Origin of the sequence: Streptomyces sp. NPDC049577, from assembly GCF_040675635.1 — a bacterium.
GTDB lineage: Bacteria > Actinomycetota > Actinomycetes > Streptomycetales > Streptomycetaceae > Streptomyces.
This window is the reverse complement of record NZ_JBFAPH010000020.1, coordinates 18,487-37,845: the sequence shown is the minus strand read 5'-3', so window position 1 is coordinate 37,845 and position 19,359 is coordinate 18,487. Positions and strand designations below refer to the sequence as shown.

Sequence of the window (19,359 nt, the reverse complement as noted above, 5' to 3'; positions counted from 1 at the left end):
ATCCTGAACCTTGGAAGCCGGGCCCTGCGGAGCCCGGGCCTGCGGAGCCTCAGCCTTCGCAGCCGGGGCCTTCGCAGCCGGGGCCTTCGGATCCCGGCCCTTCGGTGCCGGGCCCTTCGGTGCCGGGGACGCCTGGGTCCGCGGCGCCTGCGCCGGGGCCGCCGGGTCCTCCGGTCGCACCCGGACCTGTACGGCGTCGGAGGCGCCGACCCACAGCGGCGCGGTCGAGCCGTGCAGCGGTCCGCCTCCGCCGGCCTCGGGGGTGCCGGGGTCCGGGCGGTCGTCGTCGTGCGTCTGGACGTCCTGCCACGCCGACCAGGCGTGGGTGCCGACGGCGCGCGTGCGGACCTGCGCGTGGCCGTGGAGCTCCGCACGGGGGTCGTCCCAGACGATGCCGACCAGGGAGAACGGCTCCACTTCGCGGACCGGCAGGCCGAGCTCCGCCGGGCCGGTGCGGTCCGGGTGGCCGTCGGGCGCGAGCGGGACGAGCGGCAGGGACTGCGTCGAGCCCGCCACGGCGGCCTGGGTCCCGGTGCGGTCCGGCGTCGTGGCACGGGGTGGCGTCGCGTCCGCCGACGGGGTGGCCAGCAGCGCGGCGGTGCATGCGATCACGGTCGAGGACACGAGGATTCCACGCATGACAGAAATCTTGGACATATAGTCACATTTCTGTCCATTGATGAGCTGACGGCGAGTCGGGCCCGGAAGCCGTCCGGAGCGGCCCTCTCCGACTGACCGTCAAAGCCCTCGCCGCGTACCCTGACGGCGATGAACACCACCGATCGCACCCCCGCCGACCTGCTGCGTTCCGCGCTCGCCGCGGACCCGGCCCGCCCGCTGGTGACCTTCTACGACGACGCCACCGGCGAGCGCGTGGAACTCTCCGTCGCGACCTTCGCCAATTGGGTGGCGAAGACCGCCAATCTGCTGCAGGGCGAGCTCGCCGCCGAGCCGGGCTCCCGGCTCGCATTGCTGCTGCCCGCCCACTGGCAGACCGCCGTCTGGCTGATCGCCTGTTCCTCCGTCGGGGTGGTGGCCGAGGCCGGCGGCGACCCGGCCGGCGCCGATCTGGTCGTCTGCGGCCCGGACGAGCTGGAGCGGGCCCGCGCCTGCTCCGGGGAGCGTGTCGCGCTCGCCCTGCGCCCCCTGGGCGGCCGCTTCCCCCAGCCGCCGGCGGGCTTCCTCGACTATGCCGTCGAGGTGCCGAGCCAGGGCGACCGCTTCAGCCCGTACGCCCCGGTCGACCCCACCGCACCCGCCCTGGTCGTGGAGGGCGAGGAACTGACAGCCGAACAGGTGGTCGAGCGGGCCCGCGCCGACGCCGCGCGGTACGGCCTCTCGGCCGGCTCCCGGCTGCTTTCCGGTCTGCCCTACGACCGCTGGGAGGGCCTGTCGGCCGGGCTCCTCGCCCCGCTCGCGGCGGGCGCCTCCGTCGTGCTCTGCCGCAACCCCGGCCGGCTGTCCGGCGAGGACCTGGACAAGCGCCGGGAGAGCGAGCGCGTCACCGTGACGGCCCTCTGACGCTGCCGGAACCGCGCGGCCGGGTGATGATCGGTACGTACGCCCGGCGTCCGGCACGCCCCGCGTACGAGCAAGCAGCCCACCGACGCCGTACGGGAGGGGCGCAACGCAGCCGTGACCGCCCGCCGCGACAGGTTCAGTCCGTCCGACGGTCCCCCGATCCGGGGGCCGGAGGACCGGGCCCTCGCGCCCCGGCGACGCCGGCGCCGCTGGCTCCGCCGGCTCGCCCTGGGCCTCGCGGTGCTGATGCTGGCCGTGGGCGGCCTGGGCTGGGCGCTCTACGAGCAGCTCAACAGCAACATCACCACCGATGACGCGACCGCCGAGGAACTGCGCCGCTGGGAGCACGAGCGCCCCACCGCGAAGGTCAGCGGCGCCCAGAACATCCTGATCATCGGCTCCGACACCCGCAGCGGCTCCGGCAACGGCACGTACGGCGGCGACAGCGGCTCCCAGCGCTCGGACACCACGATCCTGCTGCATCTGTCCGCCAAGCGGGACAGTGCCACCGCCGTCAGCCTGCCCCGCGACCTGATGGCCACCATCCCGCGCTGCCGCAAGCCCGACGGCACCTACACCAACGAGCGCTTCGCCCAGTTCAACTGGGCCTACGAGCTGGCCGGCACCGCCTGCACGATCCGCACGGTCGAGAACATCACCCACGTCCGCGTCGACCACCACATCGTGCTGGACTTCATGGGCTTCAAGCGCCTGGTCGACTCGATCGACGGGGTGGAGGTGTGCCTGAAGAAGCCCGTGGACGACCGCGAGGCGAAGCTGCGGCTGCCCGCCGGCCGCCAAGTGCTGCACGGCGAGGAGGCGCTGGGCTTCGTCCGCGCCCGCTACAGCCTCGGCAACGGCAGCGACACCGAGCGGATGGGCCGCCAGCAGCAGTTCCTGGGGGCGCTGTTCCAGGAGATGCAGAGCGACGGCGTGCTGCTCAACCCGGCGCGGCTGTACCCGGTGCTGGACGCCGCGACGAAGTCGCTGACCACCGACTCGGGGCTGGACTCGCTGAAGAAGATGTTCGACCTGGTGCGCACCGTGCGCAAGATCCCCTCGAACCGGGTGCAGTTCCTGACCGTGCCGCGCAAGCCGTACGTCTACAACTCGGCCCGGGACGAGCTGGTGCAGCCGGACGCGGACCAGCTGTTCGAGCAGCTGCGCATGGACCGCCCGGTGTCGGTGAACGAGCACGTGCGCCCCGCGGACGGCAAGGCGGGGCACGGCCGGCCGGGCCGGGACCAGTGGTCCGAGGACACCGAGGACCCGGACGTCACCGAGCCGGCGCCGGAGACCGCCCAGCCCCCGCCGCACACCCCCGCCCGGCCGTCGTACGTACCGCCCGCCCCGACCGGGCACGCGCCCTCGGCCGCGCCGTCCCGCCCGTCGTCCTACTCCTCCCCCTACGCGCCCCCGCCGGCTCCGGCCGTCTCCCCCTCGCCGCCCCGCGGGGGCCCGCCGACCTATGAGGGGACGACCGCCGCGCGCGGTATCTGCGGGTGATTCGCCCCAAAGATGCGGTTACCGCTTTCGCCTCCCTGTTCGCTTCCGCGCTCCGCCAGGCGAAGGGATTGGGCAGATTGCCCAGTTGTAGGGGAGTGCAATTTGTCACCAGCCTCGCTTGACGCTGAACTGGGCGGATAGTGTGAGCGATCCGGTGCGCACGGCCGGGCTGACCGCGCACTGCACAGACGACCGTGACGACATGTTCGAGCGCCTCGGGGGGGTAGGCGCCGCGTGGCACCGACGGAGGATTCAAGCGACCGTGGACGCGCAAGGCCGTGGGCGGGCAGGCGGTATCGACCCCGCCGACCAGTGGGTCTTCGACCCCAAGACCGGCAGCTACGAGCTGCGCCTCGATCCCGCCGGGGAACCGGCGGCAGCCGGGAGCACCCCCTCTCCGGCGACTCCGCCGTCCCCGCGTTCCTCCACCAGACCGGCCGCCGCTCCCCGGCCCAAGCCCGGGAGCCGTAACGTCCCCGGGCAGCGCGGCGGCAAGGGCGGTGCGGGCGGCAGCGGTGGTGGCGGCGGTCGCAGGACCGGTGGCCCGAATGCCGCGGCGGCCGCGGGCCGGCGCCGGCCCAAGCCGAAGAAGTCCGGGAAGAAGAAGGCGCTGATCTGGACCGGCGGCACGCTCGCCTTCGTCCTGGTGGGCGGCTCGGTGGGCGCGTACCTGCTCTACCAGCACCTGAACGGCAACATCGACAAGGTCGACGTCGGCGTGGACAACGCGGCCGTCACCAAGGGGCCGGTCAACATCCTGATCATCGGCACCGACAAGCGGTCCGGTGACGGCAACACCGGTTACGGCGACGACGGCAGCGTCGGGCACGCCGACACCACGCTGCTGTTCCACGTCTCCGAGGACCGGACGAACGCCACCGCGCTGTCCATCCCGCGCGACCTGATCACCAACATCCCGGACTGCCCGACCAAGGTGAACGGCAGCACGAAGGTGATCCCGGGTTCCAAGGGTGTCCGGTTCAACGAGAGCCTGGGCCAGGAGGACCGCGACCCCGGCTGCACCTGGCGCACCGTCGAGCAGCTGACCGGTCTGAAGATCACTCACTTCATGATGGCCGACTTCAACGCCGTCAAGAAGATGTCGACCGCCGTCGGGGGCGTCGACGTGTGCCTGGCCAAGGACATCAACGACCCCGACTCGCATCTGAAGCTGGGCAAGGGCCGGCACAAGGTCGCGGGTGAGGAGGCCCTCGCGTTCGTGCGGACCCGGCACTCGGTCGGCCTCGGCGGCGACCTCAGCCGGATCGAGCTGCAGCAGCAGTTCCTCAGCTCGATGATCCGGCAGATGAAGTCCGGCGACACCCTGACCAATCCGAAGAAGCTCTACGACCTCAGCGACGCCGCGACCAAGTCGCTCACCGTCGACACCGGCATAGGCTCCGTGTCCAAGCTGACCAGCCTGGCCAAGGACCTCAGCAAGGTGAATCTGAAGAACATCACCTTCGTGACCACCCCCGTCGACGACAATCCGGCCGACGGCAAGGTGCACAAGACGGTCATCCTGAACAAGCCCAAGGCCGAACCGCTGTTCGCCATGATGCGCCAGGACGTCTCCCTCACCGAGGTGAAGGAGAAGGAGAAGGCCGATCAGGAGAAGGCGGACGCCAAGCAGGCCGCGCTGCTCCAGGGCCCGCGGGCCGAGCCCGCGAACGTGCGCGTCAAGGTGCAGAACGGCAGCGGCCGGATGGGCGCCGCCCAGGAGACCGTCGCCTGGATGCAGAACTCCCAGGGCATGCGCCGCTCGGCCAACGGCGGCAACGCCACCGGCGGCAAGAAGGACAAGACGACGCTGGAGTTCGCGCCCAACCAGGCCGACCAGGCGCGCCGGCTCGCCGACGCCATGGGCCTGCCGGCCGACGCCCTCCACCAGGGTTCGTCCGACGCCGCGCCGACCGCGGAGATGACGCTCGTCCTCGGCGCTGACTTCCAGGGTGCCGGGGTACCCGTGAAGGCGCCGGCCAAGGCGCCGGCGGACATCAAGAAGATCGAAGCGGACGACGAGAATATCTGCGCGAAGTAAACCTGGCTGAAGTGAACCTGACGGCCAGGCTTGTGCATCTCATTACCCGGCAACAGAGTCATCAGGTACATCACGCCTGCCCATCGGGCCGGACGCACCACTAGGGGAGGGCCCGATGCGGCAGAGCAGCGTGCGGGACAAGGCCGCGGACGGCTCCGAGGACGGCAAGAGCGCCAAGAAGTCGTCCAAGGCGGGCAAGGCGGACAGGGATGCCGAGTCGTCCAAGGCGGCAAAGGCCACCAAGGGCGAGATATCCGGCACCCCGTCGACGCGTCGGCGGGGTGTGCGAATAGCCCGCTGGGCCGCGCTCGTCCTCTCCGTGCTCGTCCTCGGCGTCTCGGCCGCCGGGTACTTCTACTACCAGCACCTCAACGGGAACATCCGGAAGAACAAGCTCAACCTGGGCGACAAGCAGCTGGACCGGCCAGCCGCCAACGCCGACGGCCAGCGCCCGCTGAACATCCTGCTCCTGGGCTCCGACAGCCGGGCCGGCAAGGAGAACCAGGACCTGGGCGGCGCCCGCGAGGACGCCGACCGGCCGCCGCTCGCGGACGTCCAGATGCTGCTGCACGTCTCCGCCGACCGCAGCAACATGTCGGTGATCAGCGTGCCCCGCGACACCCGCGTGACCATCCCCAAGTGCACCGACCCCGAGAGCGGCCAGGTCTACAAGGAGACCAGCCGGCAGATCATCAACACCAGCCTGGGCAACGGCGGCCCGGGCTGCACGGTCGCCACCTGGGAGGAGCTCACCGGCATCCCGATCGACCACTTCATGATGATCGACTTCGCCGGCGTGGTGAGCATGGCCGACGCAGTCGGCGGCGTCCCGGTCTGCGTCGACAGCAACATCTACGACAGCAAGTCCGGGCTGCGGCTGCCCCAGGGCACGCACACCGTCAAGGGCGAGCAGGCCCTGCAGTGGCTGCGCACCCGGCACGGCTTCGAGGACGGCAGCGACATCGGCCGCACCCACGCCCAGCACCTCTACATGAACGCGATGGTGCGCCAGCTCAAGTCCGGCACCAAGCTCTCCGACCCGGGCCAGCTCACCGATCTCGCCGAGTCCGCCACCAGGGCGCTGACCGTCGACAAGGACCTGGGCTCGGTCAAGAAGCTCTACGACCTGGGCAACGACCTCAAGCGGGTGCCCTCGGGCCGGATCACCATGACGACCATGCCGTGGGTCTCCGACCCGCAGGACCCGGACGCCCATGTGATCCCCAAGCCGGGCGACGCCGACAAGCTGTTCTCGCTCGTCCGCAACGACATCGCCCTCGACGGCAAGGACCCGAAGAAGGACAAGGCCGCCCCGGCCTCGCCGGCACCCGCCGCCCGCAAGAGCGAGATCGCGCTCACGGTCTTCAACGGCACCGGCACGGTCGTCGCGCCGCCCGTCACCGGACGGGGCGCGGACATCGCCGAGTACCTGGTCAAACAGGGCTTCACCAAGGCCACGGCCGACTCCACGCCGCGGGCCCAGGCGGACACGACGATCACCTACCCGAGGGCCACCGAGCGCGCCGACGCGCTGGCGGTGGCGAAGGCGCTGGGGCTGCCGGAGTCCGCCGTGCGGCACTCCCCGGACGTGCGGCAGATGACGCTGGTGATCGGCGGGGACTGGCGGAAGGGCACGGCCTACCCCCAGGCGGACGCGGCCGACCCGGAGCCGGCGGCGACGCCGTCGGGCTCCCCGAGCGCCACGGCCTCCGGCAAGCCGGACGACAACAAGGCGCCGGAGAGCGCGGATCCCCTCAACGGCGACGACAAGTCGGCCTGCATGAAGGTCAACCCGCTGAACAAGTTCTGAGACGGGCGGTAGCGGGGCGGGCGGTAGCCGGGGCGAGGCCCCCGCTACCGCCTCGGGCCTCCCTCAGGCGCCGGACGGGCTGCGCTTGGTGGCGATGACCCTGCGCGCCAGGGAGCGCGGGCTCGTGAGGAAGCCGTAGCCCCAGGACATGTGCATCGTCGCCAGCGCGACCGGGATGCGGACGCGGGCCGCGAGCGGCAGGCCCTTGCCCGCCGGGACGGAACCCGCCGTGATGGCGGCGAGGTAGCCGCCGGGGACGATCAGCGCCCAGGGGGTGACGGTCGCGCCCACCACCAGGCCCGCCGCGATGGACAGCAGGGCCGCCGGCGGCGCGAGGTAGCGCAGATTGATCGAACCCCGGTGGTAGCGGGCGACGACGTGCCGCCAGCGGCCGTAGTCCTTGTACTGCTTGGCGAGCGCGCGGACGTTCGGGCGCGGGCGGTAGGAGACCTTCAGCTCGGGCGAGAACCAGATCAGCCCGCCCGCCTCGCGGATGCGGAAGTTCAGCTCCCAGTCCTGGGCGCGGATGAACTCCTCGTTGTAACCGCCCTGCCGCTCCAGCGCCTCGCGCCGGAAGACGCCCAGGTAGACGGTCTCGGCGGGGCCCGCCTCGCCGCCCGTGTGGAAGGCGGCGTTGCCGACGCCGACCTTGGAGGTCATGGCCGCGGCGACGGCCTGCTCCCAGGCGTTCTCGCCCTCGGCGTGCATGATGCCGCCGACGTTCTGGGCGCCGGTCTCGTCCAGGAGCCGCACCGCGGTCGCGATGTAGTCGGGCGAGAGCATTCCGTGACCATCCACGCGTACCACGATCGGGTGGCGCGACGCCTTGATCGCGGCGTTCAGCGCGGCGGGCGTGCGACCCGTCGGATTCGGGACGGTATGCACCCGGGAGTCCTCCCGGACGAGCTCCGCGGCGATCTCGTCCGTGCGGTCCGTGGACGGACCGAGGGCGATGACCACCTCCAGCTCCCCGGCATACTCCTGCTCCAGGATGTGCCGTACGGAGGTGCGCAGATGCCGCTCCTCGTTCAGCACCGGCATGATCACGGAAACGGCGGGCGGCTGCTGATCTTGCATGGTTCCCAAGGGGTTACGGGGGTCGGCCCCCGGCTGACGGAATCATTCGGCAATCGTTCGCCACGTTACCCCCATCGGCGGACACCGGGCCGCCCCGCCCGGGTGGCGGGCGGCCGGCGGACGGCGTGGGGCCACGGCCCGCTGATCGTATGGGCATACGGTGCACCCGCTTCGTGCCCGCCCTCGTCGTCGCGGAGGTCCCGGAATGAGCGTACCGATCCGCTCCCCCCGCCCGGCCCGCGGACAGCGGCCCCCCGTCCCGCGCCGCCCGCGCTGGGGGATGCGCCTGGCGACGGCCGCGGCGATGGCGGTGCTGGGCACCGGCGGCATCGGGCACGCGATGGTCACCGGCATCGACGGCGGCATCGGCCGGGTGGACCCCTTCCGGGGACTCTCGGACCGGCCGCACAACGGCAAGGGCATGAACATCCTGCTCGTCGGCACCGACGGCCGCGACAAGATCGGCGAGAGCGAGCGCAGGCGCTTCCATCTCGGCGGCGCGGCCTGCCACTGCACCGACACGATGATGCTGGTGCACCTGTCGGCCGCCCACGACCGGGCCGTCGTGGTGAGCCTGCCGCGCGACACCTACATCGAGCTGCCGGAGCGCACGGACGAGGCCGGCGTCGTCCACCCCGCGCATCCGCAGAAGCTGAACGCCGCCTACACCGAGGGGGGCGCGCCCCTGACCGTCCGGGCGGTCGAGCGGCTGACCGGGGTGCACGTCGACCACTACATGGAGATCGACTTCGTCAGCTTCATGAAGACGGTGGACGTGGTGGGCGGGGTGCCCGTGTGCACGGACCGCCCGCTGCGGGACGCCTACAGCGGGCTCGACCTGCCGGCGGGCACGAGCACGCTGGGCGGCGGTCAGGCACTGCAGTACGTGCGCTCGCGCCATCTCGACGGGGCCGCCGACCTGGGCCGGATGCAGCGGCAGCAGCGGTTCCTGGCCGCGCTGATGCGCAAGGCGGCCGACGACGGGGTGCTGCTGAACCCGGTGAAGTTCCACGACGTCGCCTCGACCGCGCTGGACTCGGTCCGCGCCGACCGCGGCTTCGGCCCGCGCGAGCTCGTCGACCTGGGCCGGGCCATGCGGAACCTGACGCCCGCCTCGGCGGAGTTCACCTCCATCCCGCTCAGCGTGGCGAACTTCCCCGTGCCCCGGGTCGGCTCGACCGTGAAGTGGGACGAGGACGCGGCCGGCCGGATCTTCGAGGCCATGCGCGAGGACCGGCCGATCAACCCGGCGCAGCCGCCCGGCCGGCGCTCCTCGGCGCACGTCGACCGCAGCGGCGACGGGATGGAGGCGGGAGCGGGAGCCGGGGCCGGGCCGGGGGCCGAGGCCGGTGAGCAGCACCCGGCCGGTACACCCGTCGACGTGCCGCCGGAGCAGATCCGGGTGCAGATCCTCAACCCGACGGGACGCCCGGGCCTCGGCCACGCCGCCGACGCGGCCCTGCGCGGGACCGGCTTCACCGGGGCGGGAGCGCCCGTCACGGCGCCGGGCCCGGCCGCACCGCACACCGTGATCAGCTACGACCCGCGCTGGGACCGCTCGGCGCGCTCGCTCGCCGCCGCCCTGCCGGGGGCCGAGCTGCGTCCGGTGCCGGGCCAGGGCCCGCTGATGCGGGTGACGCTCGGCCGCGACTTCACCGGCCCCTCGGCCGTGCACCCGGTGCGGGCGCAGGAGCCGGCCCAGCGGTCCGGGCAGGTGGTCACGGGCGACGAGGAGATCTGCCGGGGCGCGGAGAGCTCCCAGTAGCTCCGGGGATCAGTCCTCGACGCCCTCGGTGGCGCGCTTCTCGCGCAGCTCCATGATCGCGCGGCGCCGGGCGAGCCGGTGCGTGCGGCGGATCTGGGCCTCCTGGTAGCGCTGCCGGTCCTTCTCGGTCTCCGGGAGGACCTGCGGCACGCGGCGGGGCTTGCCGTTCTCGTCGACGGCGGCGAAGACGAGGTAGGCGCTGCCGACCTGGACGGCGGGCGTCGACTCGTTCCACCGCTCGGCGAGCACCCGCACGCCGACCTCCATGGAGGACCGGCCGGTCCAGTTGACCTGCGCCTTCACATGGACGAGATCTCCGACCCGGACCGGTTCGAGGAAGGCCATCTCGTCCATGGAGGCGGTGACCGCGGGGCCGCCCGAGTGCCGTCCGGCGACCGCGCCGGCGACGTCGTCCACCAATTTCATGATCACGCCGCCGTGGACGGTGCCCAGCAGGTTGGTGTCGCTGCCGGTCATGATGTGGGAGAGCGTCGTGCGGGACGCCGACGTCGGCTTGCCCGGTATGTCGGATTCCGGGCTACGGTCCTGAATGGTCATGTCCCCCACTGTATGCGGGCCCGCGGGGAGGGGCCGCTGACCGGGGACGATTGCCACAGCTCTGCAACAGCACCGAACCGATCCTGTTCCCGCCCTGGGTGGAGACACGCCCCAGCAGGCACACTGCGACACATGAGTGAATGGCCCGATGTGCGGAACCCCGAGCGCCGTGACCGGTACGGACGCGGCGGCGGCAGCGCCGAACCGGAGGGCGCCCGTGCCATGCCGCACATCCGGCGTGACACCCCTCCCCCGCAGTACCGCCCGCCCCAGGACTACGACGCCCCGCGCCACGACGACGGCTACAACACGGGCCAGGTCTACGGCCGCGGCATGCCCGGCGGTCCGGGCGGCCCGGGCGGCCCCGGCAGGGGCGGCGGAGGCGGCCCGCACCGGGGCCCGGCCCGCACGGGGGCACCCGACTGGCGGAAGCGCATAAAAATCGGGCTCATAGCCTTCGTCGTCCTGCTGCTCGCCGTCTCCGTGAGCACGTACTTCTGGGCCGACTCCAAGCTGCGCCGCGAGGTGGACCTGAGCAAGGCCGGCGACCGGCCGGCCGCCGGGGAGGGCACGAACTACCTGATCGTCGGCTCCGACAGCCGCGAGGGCCTGTCCGACGACGACAAGCAGGCGCTGCACACCGGCTCGGCCGACGGCAAGCGCACCGACTCGATGATGATCCTGCACACGGGCGACAACGGCACCACCATGCTGAGCCTGCCCCGTGACTCGTACGTCACCATCCCCGCCTTCACCGGGCCGAAGTCCGGCAAGCGCTTCCCCGCCTCGACGCACAAGCTGAACCAGGCGTACTCCGACGGCGGTGCCGAGCTGCTCGTGCAGACCGTCGAGTACAACACCGGGCTGCGCATCGACCACTACGCGGAGATCGGCTTCGGTGGCTTCCGCAATCTGGTCGACGCGCTCGGCGGTGTCGACATGTGCCTGGACAAGCCGGTGAAGGACCGCGACTCGGGCGCGGACTTCAAGGCCGGTTGCCAGACGCTGGACGGCGCCCAGTCGCTGGCCTTCGTCCGCCAGCGCCACCAGGAGGCCGACCAGGACCTCGGCCGCATGCGCAACCAGCAGAAGTTCCTGAACACCCTCGCCAAGCAGGCCGCCTCGCCCTCGACCGTCCTCAACCCCTTCCGGCTCTACCCGGTCATCGGCTCCGGACTCGACACCCTCATCGTCGACAAGGACATGGACCTGTGGGACCTGACCTCGATGTTCTGGGCGATGAAGGGCGTGACGGGCGGCGACGGGCAGCAGCTGACGGTGCCGATCTCCAACCCCAATCTGCCGACGCGCAGCGACGGCGTGGCGGTGAAGTGGGACACGGCCAAGTCGAAGCAGCTCTTCGAGCAGCTGAAGAAGGACGAGAAGGTCACCGTCTCGCAGTAGCCGCCTACTGACCGGGCTCCGGCCCGGTCGCGTCGATCACGGCGAAGACGGCGCCCTGCGGGTCCGCCAGGACGGCCATCCGGCCGGCCTCCATGTCGAACGGCTCCCTGAGCACCGACCCGCCGGCCGATCCCACCTTCTCGGCCGTGCGGTCGGTGTCCTCGACCGAGAAGTACGTCAGCCAGTGCGAGGGGGTGCCGGGCGGCAGCCGGTCCAGGCCCTGCATCCCGCCGACCATCCGCCCGCCGGCGTGCAGCGCGAAGTAGTGCGGGGCGTTCTCCATGGGGCTGACCGTCACATCGAGGGCGGCCGGGTAGAAGCGCCTGGCCGCCTCGGGGTCGGAGGTGTTGAGCTCGCTCCAGATGAGGGAGCCCGGCTCGTTGACGATCTCCGCGCCGGAGAACTCCCCCGCCTGCCACAGCCCGAACACCGCGCCCGTCGGGTCGGCGACCACGGACATCCGGCCGAGCTCCAGCACGTCCATCGGATCCATCATGGACGTCCCGCCGTTGCCGGTGACCTTCCGGTGGACGGCGTCGGTGTCGTCGGCGGCGAGGTAGGTGGTCCACACGGTCGGGGGCGCCGGCTGCCCCTCGGGCGCCATCGCCGTCATGACGCCGGCCACGGCCTTGCCCTTCAGCGTGCACACCGCGTACCCGCCGGTCTCCTCGCCCCCCGGCTCGCCCTGCCAGCCGAAGAGGTCCCGGTAGAAGTCCAGGGCCGCGCGCTGGTCGGGCACCATCAGATCGATCCAGCAGGGCGTGCCGTGCGCGTACGGACTGCTGACCTCGGGCATCTTCGCGGGCCTCCATGGCGTGACGGGCCCCCCTGCCACGCACCACCCTTGCCGCAAGCCGCCGGTCCCGCCACCGGGCGGCGCCCGCAGGGGTCATGCGTCTTCCCTCTCACAGGCACCAGGCGTACTGTCGGCGCCCGATCTGATGCGCCGTCAGCCGTCTCGCGGCCGCGGCGCCGGACGAGAGGGGAACCCCAGGTGTCCCACAGCCCATGCCACCCCGTGCGCCGGGCGGGCGCGCTGGTGCTCTCGACGGCCCTGGCAGGCGGCCTGTCCGCGCTGCTCGCACCGGCCGCGCACGCCGACACGGTCGACGTCGAGTACCACTGCAAGACGCCCATCGGGGACAAGAGCGCCGTCTCCCCCATCGACATCAAGGGTGTCGCGAGCGGCGACGCCTACAAGCTGACCATGTCCTTCCAGAAGGGCGTCTCCTCCAGCCCCGTCGAGCTCGGCAAGGGCGCGATGAAGCCGAGCGCGGTGATCAAGCTGGGCGGGGCGGACTCGGGCACGGTGGCGGTCACCGGACCGCCGAACGACCAGCCGATCCCCGCGAACACGCCCATCAGGATCAGCGATCTGTCCGGGACGTACACGCCGAAGAAGAGCGGCCAGGTGACGTTCACGGCGTCGACGCTCACGATCCTGGCGCTGGGCACGACGACGACGTGCGAGCCGGCGAACAACCCGAAGCCCTCGCTGACGCTGGAGGTCAAGGGGCCGGGTGGGTCGACGGGTGGATCGACCGGTGGGTCGACGGGCGGGGCGACGGGCGGCTCCACGGGCGGGTCGACGGGCGGCTCGACCGGCGGGTCGACGGGCGGCTCGACCGGCGGCTCGACCGGCGGGTCCAGTGCCGGTTCCACCGGCGGGGGCCAGCTGCCGCAGACGGGCCCGGACGACTCGGTGGTGGCGCTCGGGACGCTGGGCGGAACCGTGCTCCTTGCCGGAGTGGGCGGGGCGCTGTGGCTGACGCGGCGGCGCGCGGCGGGGTAGACCGGGGCTCCGCCCCGGACCCCGGACCGCGCTCCGCGCGGTGTCCTCAATCTCCCCCGGCCACCGCTGGGAGGTGCCCCCGGGACGGGCTGAAGAACGTGCGCACATACGCCGCGCTGTTGTGCACCGCACTGACCCCGGTGTCCTGGAGCGCCGGACCCGCGCCGGGCGGTGAGCGCGCGGCCTTCTACCTGGAGGGCCCACCCGGTGCCGTGCTCACGGACAAGCTGTCCGTGAGCAACCCCGACACCCGCCCCCACGACGTCGCGCTGCGGGCGACCGGCTCATGGATCTCGTTCACCCGGCAGCGCGTGACCGTCCCGGCCCGCACCCGGGCCGACGTCCCGTTCACCGTGAGCGTCCCTCCCGGGGCGGGGCCCGGGGATCATCCGGCCGCCGTGGTGGCCGACGGCGACGGGCGGCGGGTCAGCGTGCCCGTCGCCGTCCGGGTGAGCGGGAGCGCGCTGCCGGCGCTCGCGGTCGAGCACGTCCGCGTCAGCGGCACCGGCGACGGCGCGGTCATCCGGTACGCGCTGGTGAACCGCGGCAACACCGTCCTCACCCCCCGGCTGACCATCCACGCCGAGGGGCTCTTCGGCGAGGTCCTGCGCCGCGTCCCCGACGGCGTCCCGGCCGAGCTGGCGCCGGGCCGGAGCGTCCGGCTGTCCCAGCCGTGGCCGGGCGCGCCCGTCCTGGACCGGGTCACGGTGCGGGTCACCGCCGAGGCACCCGGCGCGCAGGAGGTCTCCGCGAGCGGGGCGTACACCCCGCTGCCGTGGCTGTGGCCGGTCCTGGGCGGGCTGGGACTCACGGGAGCGGTCTTCGGCGTGCGCCGGTGGCGCCGACGGGCGCGCGGGACGACGGCATGAGGCGCGCGGGCGCGTGGCTCGGAGCGCTGCTGTTGCTCATCGCGGCGGCCCCCGCAGGGGCGCAGGCGCGTGCCGCCCCGCCGCCCACGGCCGTCGTCGCGCCCCGCGAGGCGCGTCCCGGCGCCCCCGTCACCGTGACCGGCGCCGGCTGGCGGCCCGGGGCGCTGCTGACCCTGCTGGTCTGCGGCCAGAACATGATCGGCGGCACCAACGCGTGCGCGAACGCGGACGGCCGTACGGTCACGGCCGCCCGGGACGGCACGTTCCGCCGCGAGATCCCGGCCGCCGCGCCGCCCCTGCCGTGTCCGTGCGTCGTCCACGTGGCGACCGTCACCGGTGCGGCGGCGGCCGCGGACGCCGCGCTCGTCGTCTCCGGGCACCCCGTGAAGCCGCTGCCGGCGCAGCCGGGCGGGGGGCGGCTGAGCGTGCTGGACGCCCGGCTGGCGGGCTCGAGCGGGCTGCTGACCTGGTTCGGCGCGCCGCCGCGCCGGCGGCTCGTGGTCACCGTCGGCAATCCCGGCTCGGGGCCGGTCCGGGACCCCGTCTTCCGGCTCGGCACGGCGCACGGCGTCCTCGCCCCCTCCTGGGAGGAGCGCCCCTGGCACGGGACGGTGGACGCGGGCCGCAAGGCCGAGATCCCGCTCGGTGTGGAGCTGGCGGCGGGTGCGTACGGGGACTACACGGTGTCGCTGGAGTACGGGGGCCGGGTGCTGGTCGAGCAGCCGTGGGACGTGCCGCGGCCCTGGGGGGTGACGCTCTTCCGGGTCCTGCTGTGCGTGGTCGTGCCGCTCGGGCTGTTCCGGGCGGGCCTGGCCGTCGTGGACCGCGTCCGTCCCCGGACGCCCGCGGCGGCCCCGCCGTCCGAAGAGAAGGCGGGCGACCCGCTGCCCTGGTTCCGCCCCGGCACCGTGGACGAGAAACGCCGGACGGGCTGAGCGGAAACCCGCTCAGCCCGTCCGGTCACACCGTGTCGGGGTGACGTCAGCGAACGTCGCCCATCAGCGCCACGATCTTCTTGCGGTACATCCACACCGCGATACCCGCCAGTGCGGCGAGCGCGGCCTGGAGCAGGATGATCGGGGTGCCGTTGAGGTCCACCTTCGCGATGGAGAGCAGACCCGTGATGCAGTCACCGGCGGTGACGGCGAGGAACCACACGCCCATCATCTGGCTCGCGTACTTCTGCGGGGCCATCTTGGTGGTGAGCGACAGACCGACCGGGGAGAGGCACAGCTCACCCATGGTCTGGATCATGTAGATGGCCAGCAGCCAGGCGGGGCTGACCTTGCTGCCGTCCGAGGCCATGCCCATCGGGACCGCGAAGACGAAGAACGAGGCACCGATGATGACCATGGCCATCGAGAACTTCACGGTGGTGCTCGGCTCGCGGTCGCGGCGGGCCAGGAAGAGCCACAGCCAGGCGAAGACCGGGGCCAGGGCCATGACCCACAGCGGGTTGACCGACTGGAACCAGGTGGACGGGAAGTGCAGGCCGAAGACGTTGTCCGCGGTCTTCTTCTCGGCGAAGGTCGACATCGTCGAACCGGCCTGGTCGAAGATCATCCAGAACACGGCGGCGGCGACGAAGAACCAGATGTAGCCGCTGACCTTGGTCTGCTCGGTCGCCGTGAGCTCCTTGTCGCGCTTGATGCGCAGCAGCACGCCGATCGGGATGAGCAGGCCCGCGACGGTGATCGGGATCAGGGCCCAGTTGATCGTGAAGTGGCCGGTGCCGCCCACGATGCCGTAGAAGACGGCCGCGACGCCGAGCCAGATCAGGCCCTTGGTGAGGGCCGTCTTGCGCTCCTCGGCGGAGAGCGGCTTCGGGACGACGCTGCTCTTCGGGTCCAGGTGGCGGGTGCCGATCAGGAAGAACAGCAGGCCGAGCGCCATGCCGATGGCGGCCAGGGCGAAGCCCAGGTGCCAGTTGACCTCCTGGCCGACGGTGCCGATGACCAGCGGGGCGGCGAAGGCGCCGACGTTGATGCCGATGTAGAACAGCGTGAAGCCGCCGTCCCGGCGCGGGTCCTGCGGACCGTTGTAGAGGTGGCCGACCATCGTGGAGATGTTGGCCTTCAGCAGACCGGAACCGATCGCCACCAGCGCGAGGCCGGCGAAGAAGGTCGGCTTGCCGGGGATCGCCAGCAGCAGGTGGCCGGCCATGATCGTGCTGGCCGCGATGGCGACCGTCTTGCGCGGGCCCCAGACGCGGTCACCGAACCAGCCGCCGGGCATGGCCAGCAGGTACACCATGGCCACGTAGACGGAGTAGATGGCCACCGAGCTGGCCTCGGGCATCGCCAGACCGCCGCCCTGGCTGCCGGGCTTGGCGTCGGGGCCGCCGGCGATCAGGTAAACGACGAGCAGGGCTCGCATGCCGTAGTAGGAGAAGCGCTCCCACATCTCGGTCATGAAGAGGGGGGCCAGGCCTCGGGGGTGGCCGAAGAAGGTCTTGCCGCCGGCGGCGGGAGAAAGCTTCTCCTGCTCGGCCGCGCCCTTCGTCAGGCTGGACGCCATGGTCGATCCTTGTGTGCTCGGGACGCTGGGGGTGGAGCTGGTGCGCGCCCGGGTGGGGGTTGGCCGGCACCGGCACCGCACTGCTCCGCACCCCTACTCCCGAGGGGCTCGACGCCTCTGTTGAGGAATCCGCGGTTCAGCCGTGCGCCGGGATCCACGCCCCTGCGCTCCCTCGCGCGGGGACCCGGCCGACAGGTCATTCACTAGTCACAAGACTGGATGATCCAGTCCCGCGCACAACAGAGACCTCCGGCGGATGTGTCAGGCCGAAGGTCCCCCGGTAGTGCTACAGACGTCCCAGCACCATACGTCACACCCCGGCCCGATACGGAAGGAGTTGAGACATGGATCACAGGCGAAGCTGGAACCGTTCGCACACATTCGAAGGTGATAGCACTTCTGGTGAAGTGTTGCCCTTGGTAGCCCCGAGTACACCTCTGACGTGCGCCGGAGCGGACTACCATCACCCCATGACCCGAGTACTGCTCGCCGAGGATGACGCTTCCATCTCGGAGCCGCTCGCACGCGCGCTGCGCCGCGAGGGATACGAGGTGGAGGTGCGTGAAGACGGTCCCACGGCACTCGACGCCGGTCTCAAGGGCGGTGTGGATCTCCTCGTCCTCGACCTCGGGCTGCCCGGTATGGACGGTCTGGAAGTGTGCCGCCGGCTGCGCACCGAGGGCCACGGCTTCCCCGTCCTGGTGCTCACCGCCCGGGCGGACGAGGTGGACACCGTCGTCGGCCTGGACGCCGGCGCCGACGACTACGTCACCAAGCCCTTCCGGCTGGCAGAGCTGCTCGCCCGGGTCCGGGCCCTGCTCCGGCGCGGCACCGCCGAGAGCCAGCAGCAGCCGCCGGCCACGCACGGCGTCCGGATCGACGTGGAGTCCCACCGCGCCTGGATGGGCGACGAGGAACTTCAGCTCACCGCCAAGGAATTCGACCTCCTGCGCGTCCTGGTCCGCGACGCCGGCCGGGTCGTCACCCGCGACCAGCTGATGCGCGAGGTCTGGGACACCACCTGGTGGTCCTCCACCAAGACGCTGGACATGCACATCTCCTGGCTCCGCAAGAAGCTCGGGGACGACGCGGCCAACCCCCGCTACATCGCCACCGTCCGCGGCGTCGGCTTCCGGTTCGAGAAGAGCTAGAGCGGAAGCCGGGGCACTCCTGAAAGAACTCGCACCGTGCGCCGCCGACTGATCAACTCCACGCTCGCCGTCGTCCTGGTCGTGATCGCCGTCTTCGGGATCTCGCTCGTGATCGTCGAGACCCGCACGATCGAGAGCAGCGCCCAGGAGAGCGTGCAGTCCGAGGCCGTCCGCCTCGTCAGCATCGTCGACAGCCGGCTGGTCGGCGGCGAGCGCGTCGAGTCCGGGGTGCTGCGTGAGCAGATCACCCCCGAGCGGTACGCCCGGGTCGAGATCCCCGGCCGCGCCCCCATCGAGATCAACTCCCGCCCCGAGGGTGGCGTGATCACCGCCACGCAGAAGGGCGAGCAGGGCGAGACCGTACGGGTCGAGGAGTCCCGTTCGACGGTCAGCAAGGAGGTCGGCCGCACGCTGCTGGTCATCCTCACCGTCGCGCTGCTGGCCGTCGTGGCCGCCGTCTTCCTGGCCGTGCGCCAGGCCAACCGGCTCACCGCCCCGCTCACCGACCTCGCCGAGACGGCCGAGCGGCTCGGCTCCGGCGACCCGCGCCCCCGCCACCGCCGCTACGGGGTCCCCGAGCTGGACCGGGTGGCCGATGTGCTGGACGGCAGTGCCGAGCGGATCGCCCGTATGCTCACCGCCGAGCGCCGGCTCGCCGCCGACGCCTCGCACCAGCTGCGCACGCCGCTGACCGCGCTGTCCATGCGGCTGGAGGAGATCACCCTCACCGACGACCCGGAGACGGTCAAGGAGGAGGCGACGATCGCGCTGACACAGGTGGAGCGGCTCACCGACGTCGTCCAGCGGCTGCTGACGAACTCGCGCGACCCGAAGACGGGTTCGGCGGTCACCTTCGACCTCGACGAGGTCATCAAGCAGCAGATCGAGGAGTGGCGGCCCGCCACCCGCAGCGGGGGCCGGGCCCTGGTCCGCTCCGGCAAGCAGGGCCTGCGCGCGGTCGGCACGCCCGGCGCGGTCGCCCAGGTGCTGGCCACGCTGATCGAGAACTCGCTGATGCACGGGGACGGCACGGTCGCCCTGCGCACGCGTGTCACGGGCAACCAGGCGGTCGTGGAGGTCTCCGACGAGGGCCCCGGCGTACCGCCGGACCTGGGCTCGCGGGTCTTCGAGCGAACGGTCAGCGGCCGCAACTCCACGGGCCTGGGCCTGGCGGTCGCCCGCGACCTCGCGGAGGCGGACGGGGGCCGGCTGGAGCTGCTCCAGCAGTATCCGCCGGTGTTCGCGCTCTTCTTGAGCCGCGAAGCGGATCAAGACGACTAGAGGGGCTTGAGCCGCGAAGCGGGCCAGGAGGACCAACGGGGCTTGAGCCGCGAAGCGGGCCGGGACG

Annotated in this window: 15 protein-coding genes and 1 pseudogene; 11 read left to right on the top strand and 5 right to left on the bottom strand. The window is 72.1% G+C overall.

Going from position 1 to position 19,359, the window contains the following annotated elements; translation table 11 throughout:
* Positions 1 to 639: pseudogene (locus AB0K09_RS04805) on the bottom strand (N-acetylmuramoyl-L-alanine amidase); the annotation flags it as partial.
* A gap of 129 nt (positions 640 to 768) precedes the next feature.
* Between AB0K09_RS04805 and AB0K09_RS04800 the strand changes: the two are divergent.
* The 4 genes from AB0K09_RS04800 (at position 769) to AB0K09_RS04785 (ending at position 6,878) form a co-directional block, all read left to right on the top strand.
* Positions 769 to 1,521 carry a TIGR03089 family protein gene (locus AB0K09_RS04800; RefSeq protein ID WP_366063837.1) on the top strand — a complete coding sequence of 251 codons (753 nt, stop codon included), beginning with the start codon at positions 769 to 771 and terminating at the stop codon, positions 1,519 to 1,521.
* Positions 1,522 to 1,680: 159 nt separating this feature from the next.
* The gene (locus AB0K09_RS04795; protein ID WP_366063842.1) at positions 1,681 to 3,027 is read left to right on the top strand and encodes an LCP family protein; all 1,347 of its coding nucleotides are present in this window, start codon (positions 1,681 to 1,683) and stop codon (positions 3,025 to 3,027) included.
* Positions 3,028 to 3,289: 262 nt separating this feature from the next.
* Positions 3,290 to 5,068: an LCP family protein gene (locus AB0K09_RS04790; protein WP_366063835.1), complete on the top strand. Its 1,779-nt coding sequence runs from the start codon at positions 3,290 to 3,292 to the stop codon at positions 5,066 to 5,068.
* Between the two features lie 115 nt (positions 5,069 to 5,183).
* Positions 5,184 to 6,878, top strand: a complete 1,695-nt coding sequence (locus tag AB0K09_RS04785; protein WP_366063833.1) for an LCP family protein — start codon at positions 5,184 to 5,186, stop codon at positions 6,876 to 6,878.
* 63 nt (positions 6,879 to 6,941) lie between these two features.
* Here AB0K09_RS04785 and AB0K09_RS04780 read toward each other — a convergent pair whose 3' ends face one another.
* Entirely contained in the window at positions 6,942 to 7,955 is a 1,014-nt protein-coding gene (locus AB0K09_RS04780; protein ID WP_366063832.1) for a glycosyltransferase family 2 protein, read from the bottom strand.
* Positions 7,956 to 8,160: 205 nt separating this feature from the next.
* Between AB0K09_RS04780 and AB0K09_RS04775 the strand changes: the two genes are divergently transcribed.
* The gene (locus tag AB0K09_RS04775) at positions 8,161 to 9,720 is read left to right on the top strand and encodes an LCP family protein (RefSeq protein WP_366063831.1); all 1,560 of its coding nucleotides are present in this window, start codon (positions 8,161 to 8,163) and stop codon (positions 9,718 to 9,720) included.
* Positions 9,721 to 9,729: 9 nt separating this feature from the next.
* On the opposite strand, the gene AB0K09_RS04770 is transcribed toward AB0K09_RS04775, so the two are convergent.
* Positions 9,730 to 10,278 (bottom strand): acyl-CoA thioesterase, encoded by a 549-nt coding sequence (locus AB0K09_RS04770; RefSeq protein ID WP_366063830.1) that lies wholly within the window; start codon positions 10,276 to 10,278, stop codon positions 9,730 to 9,732.
* A 132-nt stretch (positions 10,279 to 10,410) separates the two neighbouring features.
* Here AB0K09_RS04770 and AB0K09_RS04765 point away from each other — a divergent pair, with 132 nt between their 5' ends.
* On the top strand, positions 10,411 to 11,682 hold the full coding sequence (locus AB0K09_RS04765; protein ID WP_366063829.1) for an LCP family protein: 1,272 nt from the start codon (positions 10,411 to 10,413) through the stop codon (positions 11,680 to 11,682).
* A 4-nt stretch (positions 11,683 to 11,686) separates the two neighbouring features.
* On the opposite strand, the gene AB0K09_RS04760 is transcribed toward AB0K09_RS04765, so the two are convergent.
* A complete protein-coding gene (locus AB0K09_RS04760) occupies positions 11,687 to 12,478 on the bottom strand; it encodes a VOC family protein (RefSeq protein ID WP_366063828.1) in 792 nt (263 codons plus the stop codon).
* Between the two features lie 198 nt (positions 12,479 to 12,676).
* Between AB0K09_RS04760 and AB0K09_RS04755 the strand changes: the two genes are divergently transcribed.
* From AB0K09_RS04755 to AB0K09_RS04745, 3 genes are all read left to right on the top strand, one after another.
* A complete protein-coding gene (locus AB0K09_RS04755) occupies positions 12,677 to 13,474 on the top strand; it encodes an LPXTG cell wall anchor domain-containing protein (protein ID WP_366063827.1) in 798 nt (265 codons plus the stop codon).
* Positions 13,475 to 13,572: 98 nt separating this feature from the next.
* Entirely contained in the window at positions 13,573 to 14,343 is a 771-nt protein-coding gene (locus AB0K09_RS04750) for a hypothetical protein (protein WP_366063826.1), read from the top strand.
* Complete coding sequence (locus AB0K09_RS04745; RefSeq protein ID WP_366063825.1) at positions 14,340 to 15,278, top strand: hypothetical protein; 939 nt, start codon at positions 14,340 to 14,342, stop codon at positions 15,276 to 15,278. The genes AB0K09_RS04750 and AB0K09_RS04745 overlap by 4 nt, the downstream gene beginning before the upstream one ends.
* A 46-nt stretch (positions 15,279 to 15,324) precedes the next feature.
* Here the strand turns inward: AB0K09_RS04745 and AB0K09_RS04740 are convergent, their stop codons facing one another.
* Positions 15,325 to 16,860, bottom strand: coding sequence for an oligopeptide:H+ symporter (locus tag AB0K09_RS04740; RefSeq protein WP_366063824.1), 1,536 nt, complete (start codon positions 16,858 to 16,860; stop codon positions 15,325 to 15,327).
* Positions 16,861 to 17,330: 470 nt separating this feature from the next.
* Between AB0K09_RS04740 and AB0K09_RS04735 the strand changes: the two genes are divergently transcribed.
* Positions 17,331 to 18,011 carry a response regulator transcription factor gene (locus tag AB0K09_RS04735; RefSeq protein WP_366063823.1) on the top strand — a complete coding sequence of 227 codons (681 nt, stop codon included), beginning with the start codon at positions 17,331 to 17,333 and terminating at the stop codon, positions 18,009 to 18,011.
* Positions 18,012 to 18,047: 36 nt separating this feature from the next.
* Positions 18,048 to 19,292, top strand: a complete 1,245-nt coding sequence (locus tag AB0K09_RS04730; protein ID WP_366063822.1) for an ATP-binding protein — start codon at positions 18,048 to 18,050, stop codon at positions 19,290 to 19,292.
* Positions 19,293 to 19,359 lie beyond the last annotated feature (67 nt).

Bases quoted from the DNA above. Each gene is read 5' to 3' on its own strand.
- AB0K09_RS04775 (WP_366063831.1), top strand. From the start codon at position 8,161: ATGAGCGTACCGATCCGCTCCCCCCGCCCGGCCCGCGGACAGCGGCCC.
- AB0K09_RS04780 (WP_366063832.1), bottom strand. From the start codon at position 7,955: ATGCAAGATCAGCAGCCGCCCGCCGTTTCCGTGATCATGCCGGTGCTG.
- AB0K09_RS04745 (WP_366063825.1), top strand. From the start codon at position 14,340: ATGAGGCGCGCGGGCGCGTGGCTCGGAGCGCTGCTGTTGCTCATCGCG.
- AB0K09_RS04740 (WP_366063824.1), bottom strand. From the start codon at position 16,860: ATGGCGTCCAGCCTGACGAAGGGCGCGGCCGAGCAGGAGAAGCTTTCT.
- AB0K09_RS04735 (WP_366063823.1), top strand. From the start codon at position 17,331: ATGACCCGAGTACTGCTCGCCGAGGATGACGCTTCCATCTCGGAGCCG.
- AB0K09_RS04760 (WP_366063828.1), bottom strand. From the start codon at position 12,478: ATGCCCGAGGTCAGCAGTCCGTACGCGCACGGCACGCCCTGCTGGATC.
- AB0K09_RS04800 (WP_366063837.1), top strand. From the start codon at position 769: ATGAACACCACCGATCGCACCCCCGCCGACCTGCTGCGTTCCGCGCTC.
- AB0K09_RS04765 (WP_366063829.1), top strand. From the start codon at position 10,411: ATGAGTGAATGGCCCGATGTGCGGAACCCCGAGCGCCGTGACCGGTAC.
- AB0K09_RS04770 (WP_366063830.1), bottom strand. From the start codon at position 10,278: ATGACCATTCAGGACCGTAGCCCGGAATCCGACATACCGGGCAAGCCG.
- AB0K09_RS04785 (WP_366063833.1), top strand. From the start codon at position 5,184: ATGCGGCAGAGCAGCGTGCGGGACAAGGCCGCGGACGGCTCCGAGGAC.